Genomic DNA, 18,853 nt, shown 5'->3' with positions numbered 1-18,853 from the left:
CTCCGTGGGAGGATCTGGAACCGACAGTGATGACTATGGAAGGCAGATCCGTGGCCGAGAAGCTCTACGCCACCCTGAAGACCAACCACGGCGACATCGAGATCGAGCTGCTGGCGAACTTCGCCCCGAAGACGGTCAAGAACTTCGTGGAGCTGGCCACGGGCGCCCGCGAATGGACCCGTCCCACCGACGGCCAGAAGACCACCGATCCGCTGTACGACGGCACCGTCTTCCACCGCGTCATCAGCGGCTTCATGATCCAGGGCGGCGACCCGCTCGGCAACGGCACCGGCGGCCCGGGCTACCAGTTCGCCGACGAGTTCCACCCCGACCTGGCCTTCACCAAGCCGTACCTGCTCGCCATGGCCAACGCCGGCCCGGGCACCAACGGGTCCCAGTTCTTCATCACCGTCGCCCCCACCGCCTGGCTGACCCGCAAGCACACCATCTTCGGCGAGGTCACCGACAAGGCCAGCCAGAAGGTCGTGGACGACATCGCCGGCCTGCGGACGAACCCGCGCACCGAGCGGCCCCTCGACGACGTGATCATCCAGTCCGTCGTCGTCGAGAAGCGCTGATCCCCGAGCCGTCGCCCCGGGAACCTTTCCGCCCCGCCCGTCCGTCCTGGATGTGTACCGGACCGGCGGGGTGCACCCCCTGCCCCGCCGCTGATCGAGGGGACCGATGGACACCGACCGTCTGCCGGGCTGCTACCGCCACCCGGACCGCGACACGGGGATCCGCTGCACGCGCTGCGAGCGGCCCATCTGCCCCGAGTGCATGATCAGCGCCTCGGTCGGATTCCAGTGCCCCGAATGCGTCCGTGACGGCTCCGGGGCCGGCCACGGCCCGGCCGCGAACGTGCCGCGCACCGTGGCGGGCGGAGTGGTGGCCGCCGATCCCCATCTCGTCACCAAGATCCTCATCGGGATCAACGTCGCGCTGTTCCTGGTGGGGCAGCTCGCGCCGGCGGTCGTCGTCCAGCTCGAGCTGCTCGGGCGGTACGTCGAGTACTTCGGCGGCCCCGTCGAGGGCGTCTCCACCGGCCAGTACCACCGGCTGCTGAGCTCGGTGTTCCTGCACGTGGAGTGGTGGCACATCGCGGGCAACATGCTGGCCCTGTGGGTGATCGGCGGCCCGCTGGAGGCAGCCCTGGGCCGAGCCCGCTACCTCGCCGTCTTCGTGCTGTCGGGCCTGGGCGGCAGCGCCCTCGTCTACCTGCTGACCGCTCCGAACACGCCGACCCTCGGCGCCTCCGGCGCCATCTTCGGCCTGCTCGGCGCGACCGTCGTCCTGGTGCGCCGGCTGCGCTACGAAATGCGGCCGGTGATCACCATGGTCGTGCTCATGCTGGTGCTGACCTTCGTGCCCTTCGGCGGCAGCCTGTCCGTGTCCTGGCAGGCCCACATCGGCGGCCTCGTGACCGGCCTGCTGGTGGGTCTGGGCATGGTGGGACCGGCTGCCGGCAGGAAGCGCACACTCGTCCAGTGGGGGACCTGCGCGGCGGCATTCCTGCTGGCAGCGGCGGTGGTCCTGATCCGTACGGCCGAACTCACCTGATCACACCGGCGTCAACACTCCACAGGGTTATCCACAGATCTTCTGTCTTTTCCTCAGGTGTGGATGACGCTGTGGATAACTCATGGGGAGAGCTTGTCGGACCGGGTGCGCGTGTGCTTGTCGGCGCTCGGACCGGGCCCGGCTACTTCCACTGCGTGGAGACGCCGAACCCCGCCGCGATGAAGCCGAAACCGACCACGATGTTCCAGTTGCCCAGTGCCTCGATCGGCAGCTGGGTCTCGGTCACGTAGAAGACGACGATCCACGCGAGACCGATCAGGAAGAACGCCAGCATGACCGGGGCGACCCAGCTGCGGTTCGTCAGCCTGATGGCCTGCGCCTGCTTCGCCGGCGGCGGCGTGTAGTCGTCCTTCTTGCGGATACGTGACTTCGGCACGAGGGGCTCTCCTGTCGATGCGCTGGGGACCTTGCCTGCCCCGGGCGTCCGTTAGCGTAGTGGACCTGTGGCGTTGAAGGAGAAGGGTACGTTGAGCAATTCCGACGACTCCTCCGCGGGTCCCCGTCGCCGGGCCAGACCGGTCCGGCTGCTGACGGCCGCCGTTTTCGCCCTGGCCGGCCTCATCTTCGTCACCAGCTTCAACACGTCCAAGGGTACGAACATCCGGACGGACGCATCGCTCCTCAAGCTCTCGGACCTCATCCACGAGCGCAGCCAGAACAACGCGCTGCTCGAGCAGAGCACCGCGGCCGTCCGCGGCCGGGTGGACGCCCTCGCCGAGCGTGACGACGGCAGCACCAAGGCCGAGGACGCCAAACTGGCCGCCCTGCGCGTCGCCTCCGGCACCGAGTCGCTGTCCGGCAAGGGCCTCACGGTCACCCTGAACGACGCCCCGCCGAACGCCACCGCCCGCATCCCCAACGTGCCCGAGCCGCAGCCCAACGACCTGGTGATCCACCAGCAGGACCTCCAGGCCGTGGTGAACGCCCTGTGGCAGGGCGGCGCCCAGGGCATTCAGGTCATGGACCAGCGGTTGATCTCCACCAGCGCGGTGCGCTGCGTGGGCAACACGCTGATCCTCCAGGGGCGGGTCTACTCGCCCCCGTACAAGGTGTCGGCGGTCGGCGACCCGGCGGCGCTGCGCAAGGCGCTCGCGGCCTCCCCGGCCCTGCAGAACTACCAGCTGTACGTGACGGCGTACGGGCTGGGCTGGAAAGTGGACGAGCACAAGGAGCTGACACTCCCCGGCTACTCCGGCACAGTGGACCTCCACTATGCGAAGCCGCTGGATGCCTCTTCCGCGACCAGTACGCCGTGACGTCGTACTGCGCCTGGTGGTGCGGACCTTCAGCGAGGTGTGCCTGACGGCGGGCACGCTGATCGTGCTGTTCGTCGCGTACGTCCTGCTGTGGACCGGGGTCAAGGCCGACCGGGCCATGGACGGGGAGATGGCGCGGATGCGCGACCGCTGGGCCTCGGCCGCCGCCCCCGCGGCCGCCCCGGCCGCGAGCCCGGCCGCGAGCCCGGCCGCGAGCCCGGCCGCGAGCCCGCCCGCAAGCCCGCCCGCCCCGCAGCCCGCGCCCTCGCAGCCCGCGCAGGACGAGCCCGGATACGCGCCGGGCCGGGCCTTCGCCGAGATGTACATCCCGCGCTTCGGCCCGGACTGGAACAAGCCGGTCCTCGAGGGCACCGGTACGGAACTGCTGAAGAAGGGCCTCGGCCACTACGCGGGCACGGCCCGCCTCGGCGGCACCGGGAACTTCTCGGTGGCGGGTCACCGGCGGACCTACGGCGACCCCTTCAAGGACTTCCCGGAGCTGCGGCCCGGCGACGCCGTCATCCTCAAGGACGCGACGGCCTGGTACACGTACACGGTGCGCAGCGAGCCGCTGCGCACGCTGCCCACCGACGTCGGGGTGGTCGACCCGGTGCCGCGCAGGTCACCCTTCACGGGCCCCGGGCGGTACCTGACGCTGACGACCTGCGATCCGGAATGGGGCCACAGCCACCGGCTGGTCGTGTGGGCGGAGCTGACCCAGACCCGTGGCGTCGCCCAGGGCCGCCCGGAGGCTTTGCCGAGCTGACCCACCGGGCCGGGCCGCTGCCTTTAGTCTGTTCGCGTACCGCCCTCGCGGTGCGGTGGACTGTTCGTGGACGGATAAGGAAACAGACGGCATGTACGGCTGGATCTGGCGGCATCTGCCGGGCAACGCGTGGATTCGCGCGCTGATCTCCCTCGTACTGGTCTTCGCGGTGGTCTTCGTGCTGTTCCAGTACGTCTTCCCGTGGGCCGAGCCGCTCCTTCCGTTCAACGACGTAACGGTGGACGAAGGATCGGGAGCCACTCCGTGAGCGCGCGCATTCTGGTGGTCGACAACTACGACAGCTTTGTCTTCAACCTGGTCCAGTACCTGTACCAGCTCGGCGCCGAGTGCGAGGTGCTGCGCAACGACGAGGTCGAGCTCGCCCACGCACAGGACGGCTTCGACGGCGTGCTGCTGTCGCCCGGGCCGGGAACGCCGGAGCAGGCGGGCGTCTGCGTCGACATGGTCCGCCACTGCGCCGACACCGGGGTCCCGGTCTTCGGCGTGTGCCTGGGCATGCAGTCGATGGCCGTCGCGTACGGCGGCGTCGTGGACCGGGCGCCCGAGCTGCTGCACGGGAAGACCTCGCCGGTGGTGCACGAGGGCCTCGGCGTCTTCGCGGGGCTGCCGTCGCCGTTCACCGCGACCCGCTACCACTCGCTCGCGGCCGAGCCGGCGACCCTGCCGGACGTGCTGGAGGTCACCGCGCGCACCGAGGACGGGATCATCATGGGGCTGCGGCACCGGGAGCACGAGGTCGAGGGCGTGCAGTTCCACCCCGAGTCGGTGCTGACCGAGTGGGGCCACCGGATGCTCGCGAACTGGCTGGTGCGCTGCGGGGACGCGGGGGCCGTCGAGCGCTCGGTGGGGCTGGCCCCGGTGGTGGGCAAGGCCGTCGCGTGACCGCGGTCGCGCCGTCCGCGCCCACGGAGGGCCGGGCCGCGCGGCGCAGGGCAGCTCAGGAGGCCGCGAAGCGCTCGCGGAGGCGGGGCGGGCGGAGGCGCAGGCGGCCCGTGTCGGGCGGCCCGGTGGTCGTCGCGAGCCGGCTCGCCGGGGAGCTGTTCATCACGCTGGGTGTGGTGATGCTGCTGTTCGTCGCCTATCAGCTCTGGTACACGAACGTACTGGCGGAGCGGACGGCGAACGGGGCGGCGGGCTCGCTGCGGCAGACCTGGGAGCGGGACCCGGGCGGGGCCGCCGCGCCGCCCGTCTCGGCGTTCGAGCCGGGGCAGGGGTTCGCGATCCTGTACATCCCGAAGCTGGACGTGAAGGTGCCGGTGGCGGAGGGGATCAGCAAGCCGAAGGTGCTCGACAAGGGGATGGTCGGGCACTACGGGGACGGCGCGCTGAAGACGGCGATGCCGGCCGACGCGCAGGGAAATTTCGCGCTGGCGGGCCACCGCAACACCCATGGCGAACCGTTCCGCTTCATCAACCGGCTGGTGCCGGGGGACCCGGTCGTGGTCGAGACGCGGGACGCGTACTACACGTACGAGATCACCTCGTCGCTGGCGCAGACTCCGCCGACCAACGTGTCGGTGATCAAACCGGTCCCGGAGGGATCGGGTTTCACCTCCCCCGGCCGGTACATCACGCTGACGACCTGCACCCCGGAGTTCACGAGCACCTACCGGATGATCGTATGGGGCAGGATGACCGGTGAACGCCCCCGCAGCCAGGGTGCTCCGCCCGCGCTGACCAGCCCGTAAGGACGAACAAGCAGTGTCACGTGCCGCACCGCCGCCCCCGAGTCGCAGCGTGCTCGCCGGGTTCCTGAGCCTGCTGGGCGAGTTCCTGATCACCGTGGGCCTGGTGCTGGGCCTGTTCGTCGCGTATTCGCTGTGGTGGACGAACGTCCTCGCGGACCGGCAGGCCTCGGCGCGCGGCGACGACGTCCGCCGGCAGTGGCAGAGCGCCCCGGGGGCGAACGCGCCCGCGGCGCCGGGGGCACTGGACACCATGGACGGCATCGGCTTCCTGCACGTGCCGGCGATGAAGAACGGCGAGGTCCTCGTCAAGCGGGGCACGGCGCCGGACGTCCTCAACGACGGCGTGGCCGGGTACTACACCGACCCGGTGAAGGCGGCCCTGCCGTGGGAGCCGTCGGGGAACTTCTCGCTGGCGGCGCACCGGGACGGGCACGGGGCGAAGTTCCACAACATCGACAAGGTGAAGAACGGCGACGCGGTCGTCTTCGAGACGCGGGACACCTGGTACGTGTACAAGGTCTTCGCGGAGCTGCGCCAGACCTCGAAGTACGACGTGGACGCGATCTCGGCGGTGCCCAAGGAGTCGGGGCGCACGGCCCCGGGCCGTTTCATCACCCTGACGACCTGCACGCCGGTGTACACGTCGAAGTTCCGGTACATCGTGTGGGGCGAGCTGGTACGCACGGAGAAGGTGGACGCGAAGCGCACGCTCCCGGCAGAGCTGCGCTGACACGGAAAAGCCCCCGTGAGCGGCTCTGAGGCCGCCCACAGGGGCTTTTCCGTGTCTCCGTGTGGCTGGACCGCCGGTTAGCGCCGGCCGCCCGTCAGACCGCCGAAGAACGTCCCGCCGTTGTTGTTGCCGCCGTTCTGCTGGCCGGCCACCGTCTGGACGTTGATGACCCGGCCCGCCTCGACGGGGGTGCCCGCCGGGGGGTCGGTCTGCACGATCATCGCCTTGTCGTCCGTCGGGCCCGCGATGACCTGGAGGCTCAGGCCCCGGCTCGCGAGGTCCGCCTTGGCCTGGGCGACGGTCTTGGTGATCAGCTGCGGGACCTGCGTGTTCTGGCCGGCCTTGGCGATCTGGACGTTGACCGTCGTGCCCACCGCGAGCTGCTCGCCCGCCGGGTACTGCTGGCTGACGATCGTCTTCGGCGGGGCCCCGGGGGAGTCGACCTCCGTCTGGCTGCCGAGCTTGAGCTTGGCGTCGTTCAGAGCCTTGATCGCCGCTTCCTTGGTCTTCCCGAGGAGGTCCGGCATCTCGGACTTCGACTGCTCCTTGGCGACGGTCAGCGTGACGGTCGAGCCCTTCGCGGCCTTGCCGCCGCTCTTCGGGGTCTGGTCGAGGACGGTGCCGGCGGTCCGATCGGACTCCTGGGTCTTCTTCTCGACCGCGAAGCCCTTGTCCTTGAGCGCCTTCTCGGCGTCCTCGAACTTCACGTTGAGGACGTCGGGCACGGCGACCTCCCCGGGACCCGAGGAGACCTTGACCTTGACCGCCGAGCCCTTGTCGACCTTGGTGTCGGGCGCCGGGTTCTGCGAACAGATGTTGCCCTTGGGCTGGTTGTCGCAGGCCTCGTCGGCTTCCTTCTCGACCTTGAGGCCGACGTTGTCGCCGGTCTTCTGCGCCTGCTCGAGGGTCTCGCCGATGAGCTTGGGCACGCTGGGCCGGTTGTCGGCGCCGCCGCTGAAGAGGGAGCGGCCGATGAGGATGGCGCCGACCAGGACGAGGATGCCGGCCGTGACCAGGAGGATCGTCGAGGCCTTGCTCTTCTTCTGCTGGCGGCGGCCGTGGCCGCCCTGGTCGTAGCCGCCCTGGCCCTGGCCTGCGTACCCGGCGGACCCGTTGTAGCCGCCGTCGCCCGGGGGCATCGGCGGGAGCACGGAGGTCTGGCCGGAGTCGGCGGCGCGCAGGGCGGTGGTGGGCTGGTCGTAGCCCTGTCCGTAGCCGTGGCCCTGGTCGGGGTAGCCGTAGCCGGGGGCGCCCATGGCCACGGCCGCGGCGACGGGCTGGCCCTCGAGGCAGGCCTCGATGTCGGCGCGCATCTCGTCGGCGGACTGGTAGCGGTAGTCGGGGTCCTTGACCAGCGCCTTCAACACGATCGCGTCCATCTCGGGCGTGATCTCGGGGTCGAAGTTCGAGGGCGGCTGGGGTTCCTCCCGTACGTGCTGGTACGCGACGGCGACCGGGGAGTCGCCGATGAACGGCGGCCGGACGCTGAGGAGTTCGTACAGCAGGCAGCCCGCGGAGTAGAGGTCGGAGCGTGCGTCGACCTGCTCGCCCTTGGCCTGCTCCGGGGAGAGGTACTGGGCGGTGCCGATGACGGCCGCGGTCTGCGTCATGGTCATGCCGGAGTCGCCCATGGCGCGGGCGATGCCGAAGTCCATGACCTTGACCTGGCCGGTGCGGGTGAGCATGACGTTGGCGGGCTTGATGTCGCGGTGGACGATGCCGGCGCGGTGCGAGTACTCGAGGGCCTGGAGGATGCCGATCGTCATTTCCAGGGTGCGCTCGGGCAGCAGCTTGCGGCCGGAGTGCAGGAGCTCGCGCAGGGTGGATCCGTCGACGTACTCCATCACGATGTACGGGATGGAGATGTTGTCGACGTAGTCCTCGCCGGTGTCGTAGACGGCGACGATCGCCGGGTGGTTCAGCGACGCGGCCGACTGGGCCTCGCGCCGGAACCGGGCCTGGAAGGACGGGTCGCGGGCGAGATCGGCGCGCAGGGTCTTGACGGCGACGGTACGGCCGAGCCGGGTGTCGTGGGCGAGGTAGACCTCGGCCATGCCACCGCGGCCGAGCACGTGGCTCAGCTCGTACCGGCCGCCGAGGCGACGCGGCTCTTCCATAACGTTGCAGCCCTCTCCGTCAGTCCCGACCGCACCCGTGTGTGGTCCGGCGGTGTGCTGTTCGCGCAAAGGCTACCGGCCGATCGTCGGTGATCGGTTCGTGACCACAGGCTGATACCGGACCGGTACCGTACGCTCGGATCCGGGCGAGAACAGTGATGTGGATCACTCCGGTTCGGCTTTTGCGCCCCTGTCGGCCGTTGCGCTCTCCCGTCAGCCCTGGTTCTTCAGGACGGCTTCCATGACGGCCTTCGCGACCGGGGCCGCGAGACCACCACCGGTGATGTCCTCGCGGTCGGCTTCGCTGTCCTCGATGACGACGGCGACGGCGACCGGGGAGCCCTTGTCGGTCTTGGCGTACGAGATGAACCAGGCGTAGGGGCGCTTGGCGTTCTTCTCTCCGTGCTGGGCGGTACCGGTCTTGCCGCCGACGGTGACGCCCTTGATCGAGGCCTTGCCGCCGGTGCCGTTCGGGTTCTCGACGACGTTCTCCATCATCTTCTGGAGCTTCTGCGCGTTGGCGGGCGAGAGCGGGCGGCTCATCTCCTGCGGTTCGTGCTTCTCGATGACGTCGAGGTTGGGGGCCGTGAGCTGGTCGACCATGTACGGCTTCATCAGCTTGCCGTCGTTGGCGACGGCCGCGGCGACCATCGCCATCTGGAGCGGGGTGGCGGCGGTGTTGAACTGGCCGATCGCGGAGAGCGAGTTGCCCGGGCGGTCCATGTTCTTGTCGTAGACGCTGGCGAACGCCCGGACCGGGGTGTCGATCTTGTCGTTGTTGAAGCCGAACTTCTGCGCGGTCTCCAGCATCTTGTCCTTGGTCACCTTGTCGGCGACGTTGGCGAAGACGGAGTTGCAGGACACCTGGAGCGCGAAGTTGAGGCTGGCCTTCTCGCAGCCCTTGGCGTGGTTGACCATCGGCGTCTTGGTCGTCGGCAGCAGGAACGGCTCGGGGGTGTCCGTCGGCGCGTCGATGTCGGTGACGACGCCGTGCTCCAGCGCGGCCGCGGCGGTGACGACCTTGAAAGTCGAGCCGGGCGGGTAGGTCTCGCGCAGGGCGCGGTTGACGAGCTTCTTCTCCGGGCTGTCCTTCAGCTCGACCCAGTTCTTCTCGTCGGTCTTGGAGTTGCCGGCGAAGCTGGTCGGGTCGTACGAGGGGGTGCTCACCAGGGCGAGGATGGCGCCGGTGCGCGGGTCGATCGCGGCGGCGGCTCCGGTCTTGGCGCCGAGCTGCTCGTACGCGGCCTTCTGGGCCTCGGGCATCAGCGTGGTGACGACGTTGCCGCCGGCCTTCTTCTCGCCGGTGAACATGCCGATCGTGCGGTCGAAGAACAGCCGGTCGTCGTTGCCGGTGAGGATCTTGTCCTCGAGGGACTCGAGCTGGGTGGAGCCGAAGGCCTGGGAGGCGTACCCGGTCACCGGCGCCCAGAGCGGTCCGTCGATGTAGGTCCGCTTGTACTTGTAGTCGCTGCCGTCGGTGGTGTCGGAACCGGTGATGGCCTGGCCGCCCGCGACGATGATGTTGCCGCGCTGGGTGGCGTACTGGGCGATCTGGACCCGGCGGTTTTCCTTGCGGGTGCTGAGTTCCTCGGCCTGGACGTACTGCAGCCAGTTGGTCCGGATCAGCAGCGCGAGGACGAGCAGCCCGCAGAAGATCGAGATGCGGCGCAGGGGCTTGTTCATGACGGGCGGACCACCTGGGTCATCTCGGAGTCGGGGGACGGTGCCGGGGCCGGGGCGGGGCGGCGTGCGGTGTCGCTGATCCGGATGAGGATCCCGATGAGGGCCCAGTTCGCGAGGACGGACGAACCGCCGGACGCGAGGAAGGGCATGGTCATGCCGGTCAGGGGGATGAGGCCCATGACGCCGCCGGCGACCACGAAGATCTGCAGGGCGAAGGCGCCGGAGAGGCCGATGGCGAAGAGCTTGCCGAAGGGGTCGCGGGCGGCGAGGGCGGTGCGCACGCCGCGCTCGATGATCAGGCCGTAGAGCAGGAGGAAGGCCATGACGCCCGCGAGGCCGAGCTCCTCGCCGACCGTGGAGAAGATGAAGTCCGAGTTGGCGGCGAACCCGATGAGGTCGGAGTTGCCCTGGCCCCAGCCGGTGCCGAGCACCCCGCCGGAGCCGAAGCTCATGATCGACTGGCCGACCTGCTCGCAGGCGCCCGACTTGGAGTAGCAGGCGAAGGGGTCGAGCCAGGCGGTGACACGGGCCTTGACGTGGCTGGCGGTCGCGCCGACGACGGCGGCGCCGGCCACGCTCATGACCAGGCCGATGACGATCCAGCTGGTGCGCTCGGTGGCCACGTACAGCATGATCACGAACATGCCGAAGAAGAGCAGCGAGGTGCCGAGGTCGTTCTCGAAGACGAGGACGAGCAGGCTCATCGCCCAGATCATCAGGATGGGGCCGAGGTCACGGCCGCGCGGCAGGTAGAGGCCCATGAAGCGGCGGCTGGCCAGGGCGAGCGCGTCGCGCTTCACCATCAGGTAGCCGGCGAAGAAGATCGCGATGACGATCTTCGCGAACTCACCGGGCTGGATGGAGAAGCCGCCGACGCTGATCCAGATCTTCGCGCCGAAGACGTCGGCACCGAGGCCCGGGACGACCGGAAGGATCAGCAGGACCAGCGACGCGGCCATGGAGATGTACGTGAAGCGCTGCAGGGTGCGGTGGTCCTTGAGCAGCAGCAGCACGCCGGCGAACAGGGCGATGGCGAGCGCCGTGTACATCATCTGGCGGGGGGCCGACTCGGAGAAGTGGCCGAAGCTGCGCTTGGCCAGGTTCTGCAGCCGCTCGGACTGGTCGAGCCGCCAGATCAGGACGCAGCCCAGCCCGTTGAGCAGTGTCGCGATCGGCAGCAGCAGCGGGTCCGCGTACTTCGCGTAGCGGCGCACCACGAGGTGGGCGATGCCGGCGAGGACGGCCAGGCCGCCCCCGTACGCGACCATGCCGGGAGGCAGCTCGCCGTGGATCGACAGGCCCACGTTGGCGTAGGCGAAGATCGGGATGACCACGGCGAAAACGAGCAGCAGGAGCTCGGTGTTCCGCCGGCTCGGCAGCTCGATGGCGCCGATGGTGGTCGTGTTGGTGACAACGCTCATGGTGTGGCAGGCCCCCTGTGCCCGCGGGTGTCTACTACTGCTTGCCGCAGAGGCCGACCAGCGACTGCTCCGTGGGAGACAGGCTGGGGCCGGGTGCTGGTGGGTTCTGCGCTTCCGCGGCGCGGCGCTCCTCGTCCTTCTTGCAGGCGGTGACCTGGGCGCCGAGTTCGTCGATCTTCTGGCGGGCGCCGTCGAGGCTGGTCTCGGTGATGGTGGCCTCGACCAGCTTGCGCTTGAAGGGCGGCAGGTACTTCAGTTCGATGTCGGTGCGGTCGGTCTCCACCTTGGAGAGCTCCAGCGGGCCGAGGTTCTGGCTGATGCCGCGGAACAGCGCGACGTGCTCGCCCTTGACGCCGATGTAGAACTGCGTCTGGGTCCAGCGGTGGGCGGCGTAGAGGCCGCCTCCGACGACACCGGCGACGATCAGCAGGATCAGGGTGCGGGTGGTCCACTTGCGCCCTTTGCTGCGGCGCCGGCGGGGCCGGTCGTACGTGTCGTCGAAGCGCGCGTCGTCGTCGTACGCGTCGGGTTCGCCGAACGTGCCGTACGCGCCGCCGCCCTGGCTCTGCTCGGGGTATCCGTATCCGGGGGCCTCGCCGCTGCCGGGGGGCCCGAAGGCACCGGCGGGCGGGGGGACCTGGCGGCCGAGGCCCGAGGCGCGGCCCGCAGGGGTCTGCATGGCGTTGCCGCCGTCGAAGAGCTGGTGCTGGTTCTCGGCGACCGCGCCGACGACGACCGGGGTGTCGTTCAGCTGGGCGGCGAGGGTGTCGCCGCTGTCGGTGTCGAGGACGTCCGCGACGATGCAGGTGATGTTGTCCGGTCCGCCGCCGCGCAGGGCGAGCTGGATCAGGGCCTGCACGGTCTCGTGGGGGCCGTGGTAGTCGGCGAGCGTCTCTTCCAGCGTCTGGTGCGAGACGACGCCGGACAGGCCGTCGGAGCAGATGAGGTAGCGGTCGCCGGTGCGGACCTCGCGGATGGAGAGGTCGGGCTCGACGGTGTCACCGCTGCCGAGCGCCCGCATGAGCAGCGAGCGCTGCGGATGGGTGGTGGCTTCCTCTTCGGTGATGCGGCCCTCGTCGACGAGGCGCTGCACCCAGGTGTGGTCCTGGGTGATCTGCGTGAGGACGCCGTCGCGCAGCAGGTAGGCGCGCGAGTCGCCGACGTGGACGAGGCCGAGGCGCTGGCCGGTCCACAGGAGCGCGGTCAGGGTGGTGCCCATGCCCTCGAGCTGGGCGTCCTCCTCGACCATGACGCGCAGCTGGTCGTTCGCGCGCTGCACGGCAGTGGCGAGCGAGGTGAGGATGTCGGAGCCCGGGACGTCGTCGTCGAGCTGCACGAGCGAGGAGATCACCTCGGAGCTCGCGACCTCGCCGGCGGCCTGGCCGCCCATGCCGTCGGCCACGGCGAGGAGACGGGGCCCGGCATAGCCGGAGTCCTCGTTGCCCTCGCGGATCATGCCCTTGTGGGATCCGGCGGCGAACCGCAGGGACAGACTCATGCGCACCTGCCCAGTCGACGCTTCCTCCGGGTACAACCGGTCTCGAGCCACACTGCCCACCCTCCGGTCGGGAGCGCGCTCGGGTCCGTGTCCTGGGTGGGCCGGACTGCCGCGGCTCGCTCGCTCCGCTCGCTCATTCTCGTACTACTTCCGCAGCTCGATGACGGTCTTGCCGATGCGGATCGGGGCGCCCGGCGGAATGGGCGTCGGGGTGGTCAGCCGGGTCCGGTCGAGATACGTGCCGTTGGTGGACCCGAGATCCTCGACGATCCACTGGCCGTCACGGTCGGGGTAGATCCTGGCATGGCGGCTGGACGCGTAGTCGTCGTCCAGCACGATCGTGGAGTCATGTGCCCGCCCGAGCGTGATCGTCTGCCCCGCGAGGGCGACGGTGGTTCCCGTGAGGGTGCCCTCCGAGACGACGAGCTTGGTCGGTGCTCCGCGGCGCTGGCGCTGCTGCGGCGGCGCGGCGGTCTGCCGGCCCCCGCTCTGCGCCGGAGCTCCGGACGCGGCGCTGCCGCGGCGCGAGCCGCGCTGCGTGACGCGCGTACCGAAGAGGTCGCTGCGGATGACCTGGACGGCCACGATGACGAACAGCCACAGAACGGCCAGGAAACCCAACCGCATGACCGTCAGGGTCAGCTCTGACATTGCCCCCGCTTCACCCTTCGGCTTGCCGGTAAATGATGGTGGTGCTGCCCACGACGATCCGCGAGCCGTCGCGGAGCGTAGCGCGGGTGGTGTGCTGCCCGTCCACCACGATGCCGTTGGTGGACCCGAGATCCTGGATCGTCGAGGGCGTTCCGGTCCGGATCTCACAGTGCCGGCGCGAGACGCCGGGGTCGTCGATCCGCACGTCGGCTTCCGTGCTTCGGCCGAGTACGAGCGTGGGGCGCGAGATCTGGTGGCGGGTGCCGTTGATCTCGATCCAGTGGCGCCGGGTGGCGCCTGCGGTCGGTACGGGGGCCGGTCCGCCGGCGCCCGGCCGGCGCGCGGCCGCGCCCGGGGGCGGTCCGGCCGGCATCGGCGGGGCGGCGACCGGCGGGTAGCCGTAGCCGCCCTGCTGGTTCTGGGGGGCCGGCGGCTGCGCCTGGGAGGTGCTGGAGGCGAGCGTACGGCTGCGGACCCGGTAGAGCCCGGTGTCGAGGTCGTCGGCCTTCTCCAGGTGGACCTTGATCGGTCCCATGAAGCTGTAGCGCTGCTGCTTGGCGTAGTCGCGGACGAGGCCCGCGAGCTCGTCGCCGAGCTGCCCGGAGTAGGGGCTCAGGCGATCGTAGTCGCCGACGCTGAGCTCGACGATGAAGTCGTTGGGGACAACGGTCCGCTCGCGGTTCCAGATCGTCGCGTTGTTGTCGCACTCGCGCTGGAGCGCGCCGGCGATCTCGACGGGCTGGACCTCGGACTTGAACACCTTGGCGAAGGTGCCGTTCACCAGACCTTCGAGTCGCTGCTCGAACCGCTTCAGGACTCCCATGGGGCACCTCCTCCGTCGTTGTCGCCCTGTACTGCTTACTGATCGTATCCACGCGTGGCGGATTCGGCTGGTTCCCCCTGGGTCCCATGCGCAGGAGTGTTGGTCCTCACAAGGGATCGTAGGGGCGCTCAGGGGACAGTGTCCCGCACCGGACGTGCGGTGCGGGAGGGGCATTCGGAGCCGGGTCGACGGGTGCGGGGAAAGCGATGTGAATCCACCCCGTCCGACGTGCTAATGTTTCGACGTCGCCAGGGGAACGGACCGAAAAGGGAAGATCCACTGGGGAGCTGCTCGGGCGAGTGGCGGAACGGCAGACGCGCTGGCTTCAGGTGCCAGTGTCCTTCGGGACGTGGGGGTTCAAATCCCCCCTCGCCCACATCGACGAAACGGTCGTCATCGCGAAAGCGATGGCGGCCGTTTCGCTTTTCCCGTGCCCTGGTGGGGTGTTGACCGTGAGCGGGTCACTCCTGCGGACAGAGGGTGGCCCGATCCCGTGCCCTGCACCGGGAGTTGACGGTCGTGACCGGAACGGGCGCGTCGTCGGCCGTACGACTTTCGTCACGCAGGGCGCGACGAAAGAGGGCGGCCGGGCGCAGGCACGGGTGTCTAGGGTCGGTCGCGTGGATGCGACGGCGAGGATGCGGGCGGGCTGGGGCTGGCTGACGGGCCCCGAGCCGTGGACCCGGCGGATGCTGGCGGGGGACCTGGTGATCGCCGGGCTGCTCGCACTGCTCGGCCTGGGCGTCGAGGAACTCGACAACGGCAGCGTGCAGCGGATGATCGGCAGCGCCGCGGCTGTGGTGCTGCTCACGCTGCTGCGGCGCCGCCTGCCGGCGGCGACCCTGGTCGTGGCGGCGGCGGTGTCCCCCTTCCTGCCCGGCTCGTTCCTGGTCATGATCCTGCTGGGCTGGTCGGCGGGGCGCCGGATCGTCGGGGTGGGCCGGGCGCTGATCGCGTTCACCCTCGCCTTCCTCGCCTCGGTCGGCTTCGGTGTGCTGCAGGCGTGGTCCGACAAGCGGCCCGTACTGGTGATCGTCTTCTCCACGCTGATGTTCCTCGCGATGACGGTCATGCCGGGTCTGGCCAGCCGCTACTGGTCGCAGCGCCGGACCCTGCTGCAGGCGCTCCAGGAGCGCAACGGGCAGCTGATGCGGGAGCGGGCGATGGTCGCCGGGCAGGCGCGGCTGCGCGAGCGGCAGCGGATCGCCCAGGACATGCACGACAGCCTGGGCCACCAGCTGGCGCTGATCTCCGTGCACACCGGCGCCCTGGAGGTGGACCCGAAGCTCACCGACCGCCAGCGCGAGACCGTGGGGGTGCTGCGGCAGGCCTCGGTCGCGGCGATGCACGAACTGCGCGAGGTCGTCGGGATCATGCGGGACGGCGTCGAGGCGCCGGTGCCCGTCGAGGAGGCGCAGCCCGCGGCGCGCGGCGTGGCCGGGATCGCCGGGATCGTGGAGGCGGCGCGGAGCGCGGGGACCGACGTACGGATGACCTCGGCGGGGCGGCCGAGGCCGCTGGTCGCGGCGTGCGACCACGCGGCGTACCGGATCGTGCAGGAGGCGCTGACCAACGCGTACAAGCACGCTCCGGGGGCGCCGATCTCGGTGGAACTGCGGTACGAGGACGACTCGCTGGTGGTGGAGATCGCCAACGGGCCCGCGGCCGGACCGGGTACGGGCGAGGTGGTGTCGGGCGGGCAGGGGCTGACGGGGCTGCGCGAACGGGCCCGGCTGGTCGGCGGGATGGTGCACGCGGGCACGACCGAGGACGGCGGGTTCCGGGTGGCCGGGGTGCTGCCGTACGGGACGGAGCCGGCGGGGGTGGACCACATCGCCGACGACTTCGGGCAGCAGGCGCAGGCCCAGGCTCTGGGCCTCGCGGGTGCGCCGCCGATGGACTGGGCGGCGGTGGACCGGGAGCTGGCCGTACGGAGCCGCAGCCGGACCGGGGGCATCGCGATGGGGTGCGGTATCGCCTTCGCGGCGGTGGTGCTGCTGGTGATCGTGATGGGGGCCGGGGTGGTGCTGCTGATGGGTACGGCGGGCAGCGCGATGATCAGCCGGGACGACTACGACGACGTGCGGGTCGGCGAGTCGGAGGAGGCGGTCCGCAGCCGTCTCCCCGACGGGGAGAGCTTCCTCACCGAGGGCCTGGACCGGAAGGGGCCGGAGCGGCCGGAGGGCGCGGGGTGTCTGGCACTGCTGTCGTCGGACGGCTCGGGGCTGTCCACCGATACCGTTTTCCGGTTCTGCTTCAAGGACGGCAAGCTCGTCGACAAGCAGGCGTACGAGGTCGAGCAGTAGGAGCGCGGGTGACAGCCAAGGTGATCCGAGTGGTGATCGCTGACGACGAGCCGCTGATCCGGGCCGGGATCAGGATGATCCTGACCTCGGCTCCGGACATCGAGGTCGTCGCGGAGGCGGCGAACGGCCGCGAGGCCGTGGACCTGGCCCGCGCGCACACGCCGGACGTGATGCTGCTGGACATCCAGATGCCGGTGATGGACGGCCTGACCGCGCTCGACGAGCTGGGACGGGCGGCACCGGAGGTCCGGGCGCTGGTCCTGACCACCTTCGGGGAGAAGGAGAACGTGCTGCGGGCCCTCGGCTCGGGCGGCGCGGGGTTCCTGCTGAAGGATTCGGCGCCGGGCGAGCTGATCGGCGCGGTGCGGGCGGCCGCGGCCGGGGACGCGTACCTCTCGCCGGGGGCGACCCGGCACGTGGTCGACCAGCTGGCCTCGGGACAAGTTGCGGGGCGCGGCGAGGAGGCCCGGCGGCGGGTGGCGGAGCTGAGCGAGCGCGAGCGCGGGGTGCTGTCGCTGCTGGGCGAGGGCCTGTCCAACGCGGACGCGGGCCGGCGGCTGCACATGAGCGAGGCGACGGTGAAGACGTACGTGAGCCGGATCCTGGCGAAGCTGGGCTGCGAGAACCGGGTTCAGGCCGCCCTGCTGGCCAGGGACGCCGGGCTGTAGATACGGTCGGGCCGAATTGATGATGTTGGCCGGGACAGTACGACGGGTACGGGCGGGGGCGGCACGGATGGTGGCGGTACCGGAGCAGCGGGTTGCGGAGCCGGACGGGGCGACGGGCGGGCGGATACCCGCGGTCGAGGGGTTCGCCCCGAGGGCCGTGGCGGGCTCGCCCAAGGAGGCGGGCCGGGCGCTGCGCACGCGGGTGCCGCGCTCGGCGCACGCGCACTTCGAGGTGCCGTCCGGGCGGCCGGACGCGGTGCGGGCGGTCGAGGAGTCCAACGTCGGGCGGGTCGCCGAGCTGGCGCCGATCCGGGTGGGCCGGATGGCCGCGAACCCCTTCGCGTTCCTGCGCGGATCGGCCGGGCTGATGGCGCACGACCTGTCAGGGGGCCCGGTGACCGGGGTCGGCGCGCAGATCTGCGGCGATGCCCATGCGGCGAATTTCGGCCTGTACGGGGATGCCCGCGGCCGGCTCGTCATCGACCTGAACGACTTCGACGAGACCGTGTTCGGCCCGTGGGAGTGGGACCTGAAGCGGCTGGCGACCTCGCTGGTCCTGGCCGGGCGGGTGGCCGGCGCGGACGAGGACACCTGCCGGGCCGCGGCGCACGACACGGTGGGCGCCTACCGCCGGACCATGCGGCTGCTGGCCAAGCTGCCGGCGCTGGACGCCTGGAACGCCATCGCGGACGAGGAGCTCGTCTCCCACACCGATGCCCGCGACCTGCTGGGCACGCTGGAGCGGGTCTCGGAGAAGGCCCGCAACAACACCTCGGCGCGGTTCGCCGCCAAGTCCACCGAGGCCGGCCCCGACGGCGGACGGCGCTTCGTCGACGCCCTGCCGGTGCTGCGCCGGGTCGGGGACGCGGAGGCGGCGGCCGTGGCCGCCTCGCTGGGCCCGTACCTGAAGACCCTCCAGGGCGACCGGCTGCCGCTGCTGGCCCGCTACGCGGTCCACGACGTGGCCTTCCGGGTGGTCGGCACGGGGAGCGTCGGCACCCGCTCGTACGTGGTGCTGCTGCTGGACCACCGGGGCGAGCCGCTGGTGCTCCAGGTGAAGGAGGCGCGGCCGTCCGTGCTGCTGCCCCACCTGCCCGCGCTCGGCTTCGAGTCCGCGGTCGAGGAGCACGAGGGCCGCCGGGTGGTGGCCGGGCAGAAGCGGATGCAGGTGGTCTCCGACATCCTGCTGGGCTGGACCACGGTGGAGGGGCGGCCGTACCAGGTGCGGCAGTTCCGCAACCGCAAGGGCAGCGTGGACCCGGCGGCGCTGGCCGCCGACCAGATCGACGACTACGGGCGCATGACCGGCGCCCTCCTGGCCCGTGCGCACGCGCACAGCGCCGATCCGCGGCTGCTGGCCGGGTACTGCGGCAAGAACGACGAGCTGGACGAGGCGATGGCCACCTTCGCGGTGGCGTACGCCGACCGCAGCGAGGCCGACCACGCGCACCTGCTGGCGGCGGTGCGGTCGGGGCGGATCGCGGCGGAGGCCGGGGTCTGAGCGGGTGGTGGCGCGGGTCCGGTCGGGATCACGGCCGCGGGTCACGGTCCCGGGGGGGGGGGGGGGGGGGGGGGGGGGGGGGGGGGGGGGGGGGGGGGGGGGGGGGGGGGGGGGGGGGGGGGGGGGGGGGGGGGGGGGGGGGG

17 protein-coding genes, 1 tRNA gene and 1 pseudogene are annotated in these 18,853 nt (G+C 70.8%); 12 read left to right on the top strand and 7 right to left on the bottom strand.

The genetic code is table 11. The annotated features are described in order from the left end of the window. Positions 1 to 50 precede the first annotated feature (50 nt). Together ACZ49B_RS15575 and ACZ49B_RS15570 are read left to right on the top strand one after the other, a co-directional pair. Entirely contained in the window at positions 51 to 578 is a 528-nt protein-coding gene (locus tag ACZ49B_RS15575; protein WP_468306140.1) for a peptidylprolyl isomerase, read from the top strand. A gap of 106 nt (positions 579 to 684) precedes the next feature. Then, on the top strand, positions 685 to 1,560 hold the full coding sequence (locus ACZ49B_RS15570; RefSeq protein ID WP_468305625.1) for a rhomboid family intramembrane serine protease: 876 nt from the start codon (positions 685 to 687) through the stop codon (positions 1,558 to 1,560). Between the two features lie 142 nt (positions 1,561 to 1,702). On the opposite strand, the gene crgA is transcribed toward ACZ49B_RS15570, so the two are convergent. After that, complete coding sequence (gene crgA, locus ACZ49B_RS15565; RefSeq protein WP_359170072.1) at positions 1,703 to 1,957, bottom strand: cell division protein CrgA; 255 nt, start codon at positions 1,955 to 1,957, stop codon at positions 1,703 to 1,705. A 91-nt stretch (positions 1,958 to 2,048) separates the two neighbouring features. On the opposite strand from crgA, the gene ACZ49B_RS15560 reads away from it, so the two are divergent. The 6 genes and pseudogenes from ACZ49B_RS15560 to ACZ49B_RS15535 all read left to right on the top strand — a co-directional run bounded on the left by ACZ49B_RS15560 (position 2,049) and on the right by ACZ49B_RS15535 (position 6,042). Then, positions 2,049 to 2,837: a DUF881 domain-containing protein gene (locus ACZ49B_RS15560; protein WP_468305623.1), complete on the top strand. Its 789-nt coding sequence runs from the start codon at positions 2,049 to 2,051 to the stop codon at positions 2,835 to 2,837. Further along, complete coding sequence (locus ACZ49B_RS15555; protein WP_468305621.1) at positions 2,809 to 3,603, top strand: class E sortase; 795 nt, start codon at positions 2,809 to 2,811, stop codon at positions 3,601 to 3,603. Before ACZ49B_RS15560 ends, ACZ49B_RS15555 begins: the two co-directional genes overlap by 29 nt. 91 nt (positions 3,604 to 3,694) lie before the next feature. Beyond that, a complete protein-coding gene (locus ACZ49B_RS15550) occupies positions 3,695 to 3,871 on the top strand; it encodes a hypothetical protein (protein ID WP_030292686.1) in 177 nt (58 codons plus the stop codon). Beyond that, positions 3,868 to 4,506, top strand: coding sequence for an aminodeoxychorismate/anthranilate synthase component II (locus tag ACZ49B_RS15545; protein ID WP_468305618.1), 639 nt, complete (start codon positions 3,868 to 3,870; stop codon positions 4,504 to 4,506). Before ACZ49B_RS15550 ends, ACZ49B_RS15545 begins: the two co-directional genes overlap by 4 nt. A 122-nt stretch (positions 4,507 to 4,628) precedes the next feature. Continuing rightward, positions 4,629 to 5,312, top strand: a pseudogene (locus ACZ49B_RS15540) (class E sortase); the annotation flags it as partial. Between the two features lie 13 nt (positions 5,313 to 5,325). Next, positions 5,326 to 6,042 carry a class E sortase gene (locus tag ACZ49B_RS15535; protein WP_468305616.1) on the top strand — a complete coding sequence of 239 codons (717 nt, stop codon included), beginning with the start codon at positions 5,326 to 5,328 and terminating at the stop codon, positions 6,040 to 6,042. A 77-nt stretch (positions 6,043 to 6,119) separates the two neighbouring features. Here ACZ49B_RS15535 and pknB read toward each other — a convergent pair whose 3' ends face one another. From pknB to ACZ49B_RS15505, 6 genes are all read right to left on the bottom strand, one after another. Next, positions 6,120 to 8,159, bottom strand: a complete 2,040-nt coding sequence (gene pknB, locus ACZ49B_RS15530) for a Stk1 family PASTA domain-containing Ser/Thr kinase (protein ID WP_468305613.1) — start codon at positions 8,157 to 8,159, stop codon at positions 6,120 to 6,122. Between the two features lie 213 nt (positions 8,160 to 8,372). Further along, the gene (locus ACZ49B_RS15525; RefSeq protein WP_468305610.1) at positions 8,373 to 9,842 is read right to left on the bottom strand and encodes a peptidoglycan D,D-transpeptidase FtsI family protein; all 1,470 of its coding nucleotides are present in this window, start codon (positions 9,840 to 9,842) and stop codon (positions 8,373 to 8,375) included. Continuing rightward, positions 9,839 to 11,263 carry an FtsW/RodA/SpoVE family cell cycle protein gene (locus ACZ49B_RS15520; RefSeq protein ID WP_468305607.1) on the bottom strand — a complete coding sequence of 475 codons (1,425 nt, stop codon included), beginning with the start codon at positions 11,261 to 11,263 and terminating at the stop codon, positions 9,839 to 9,841. The genes ACZ49B_RS15525 and ACZ49B_RS15520 overlap by 4 nt, the downstream gene beginning before the upstream one ends. A 34-nt stretch (positions 11,264 to 11,297) precedes the next feature. Then, complete coding sequence (locus ACZ49B_RS15515; protein WP_468305604.1) at positions 11,298 to 12,761, bottom strand: Stp1/IreP family PP2C-type Ser/Thr phosphatase; 1,464 nt, start codon at positions 12,759 to 12,761, stop codon at positions 11,298 to 11,300. 144 nt (positions 12,762 to 12,905) lie between these two features. Then, entirely contained in the window at positions 12,906 to 13,412 is a 507-nt protein-coding gene (locus ACZ49B_RS15510) for an FHA domain-containing protein FhaB/FipA (RefSeq protein ID WP_468305601.1), read from the bottom strand. Between the two features lie 10 nt (positions 13,413 to 13,422). Continuing rightward, positions 13,423 to 14,235, bottom strand: coding sequence for an FhaA domain-containing protein (locus tag ACZ49B_RS15505; RefSeq protein WP_468305598.1), 813 nt, complete (start codon positions 14,233 to 14,235; stop codon positions 13,423 to 13,425). Positions 14,236 to 14,528: 293 nt separating this feature from the next. Between ACZ49B_RS15505 and ACZ49B_RS15500 the strand changes: the two genes are divergently transcribed. The 4 genes from ACZ49B_RS15500 (at position 14,529) to ACZ49B_RS15485 (ending at position 18,710) form a co-directional block, all read left to right on the top strand. Continuing rightward, a tRNA-Leu gene (locus ACZ49B_RS15500) sits at positions 14,529 to 14,611 on the top strand. 262 nt (positions 14,612 to 14,873) lie between these two features. Beyond that, complete coding sequence (locus ACZ49B_RS15495) at positions 14,874 to 16,541, top strand: sensor histidine kinase (RefSeq protein ID WP_468306137.1); 1,668 nt, start codon at positions 14,874 to 14,876, stop codon at positions 16,539 to 16,541. A gap of 20 nt (positions 16,542 to 16,561) precedes the next feature. Beyond that, complete coding sequence (locus ACZ49B_RS15490) at positions 16,562 to 17,209, top strand: response regulator (RefSeq protein ID WP_468306135.1); 648 nt, start codon at positions 16,562 to 16,564, stop codon at positions 17,207 to 17,209. A gap of 22 nt (positions 17,210 to 17,231) precedes the next feature. Beyond that, positions 17,232 to 18,710, top strand: a complete 1,479-nt coding sequence (locus ACZ49B_RS15485) for a DUF2252 domain-containing protein (protein WP_468306132.1) — start codon at positions 17,232 to 17,234, stop codon at positions 18,708 to 18,710. Positions 18,711 to 18,853 lie beyond the last annotated feature (143 nt).

This window comes from Streptomyces sp. NPDC031132, assembly GCF_055570595.1.
Note: the sequence above shows the minus strand (reverse complement) of the source record. Positions and strands in the feature narration are given on the sequence as shown.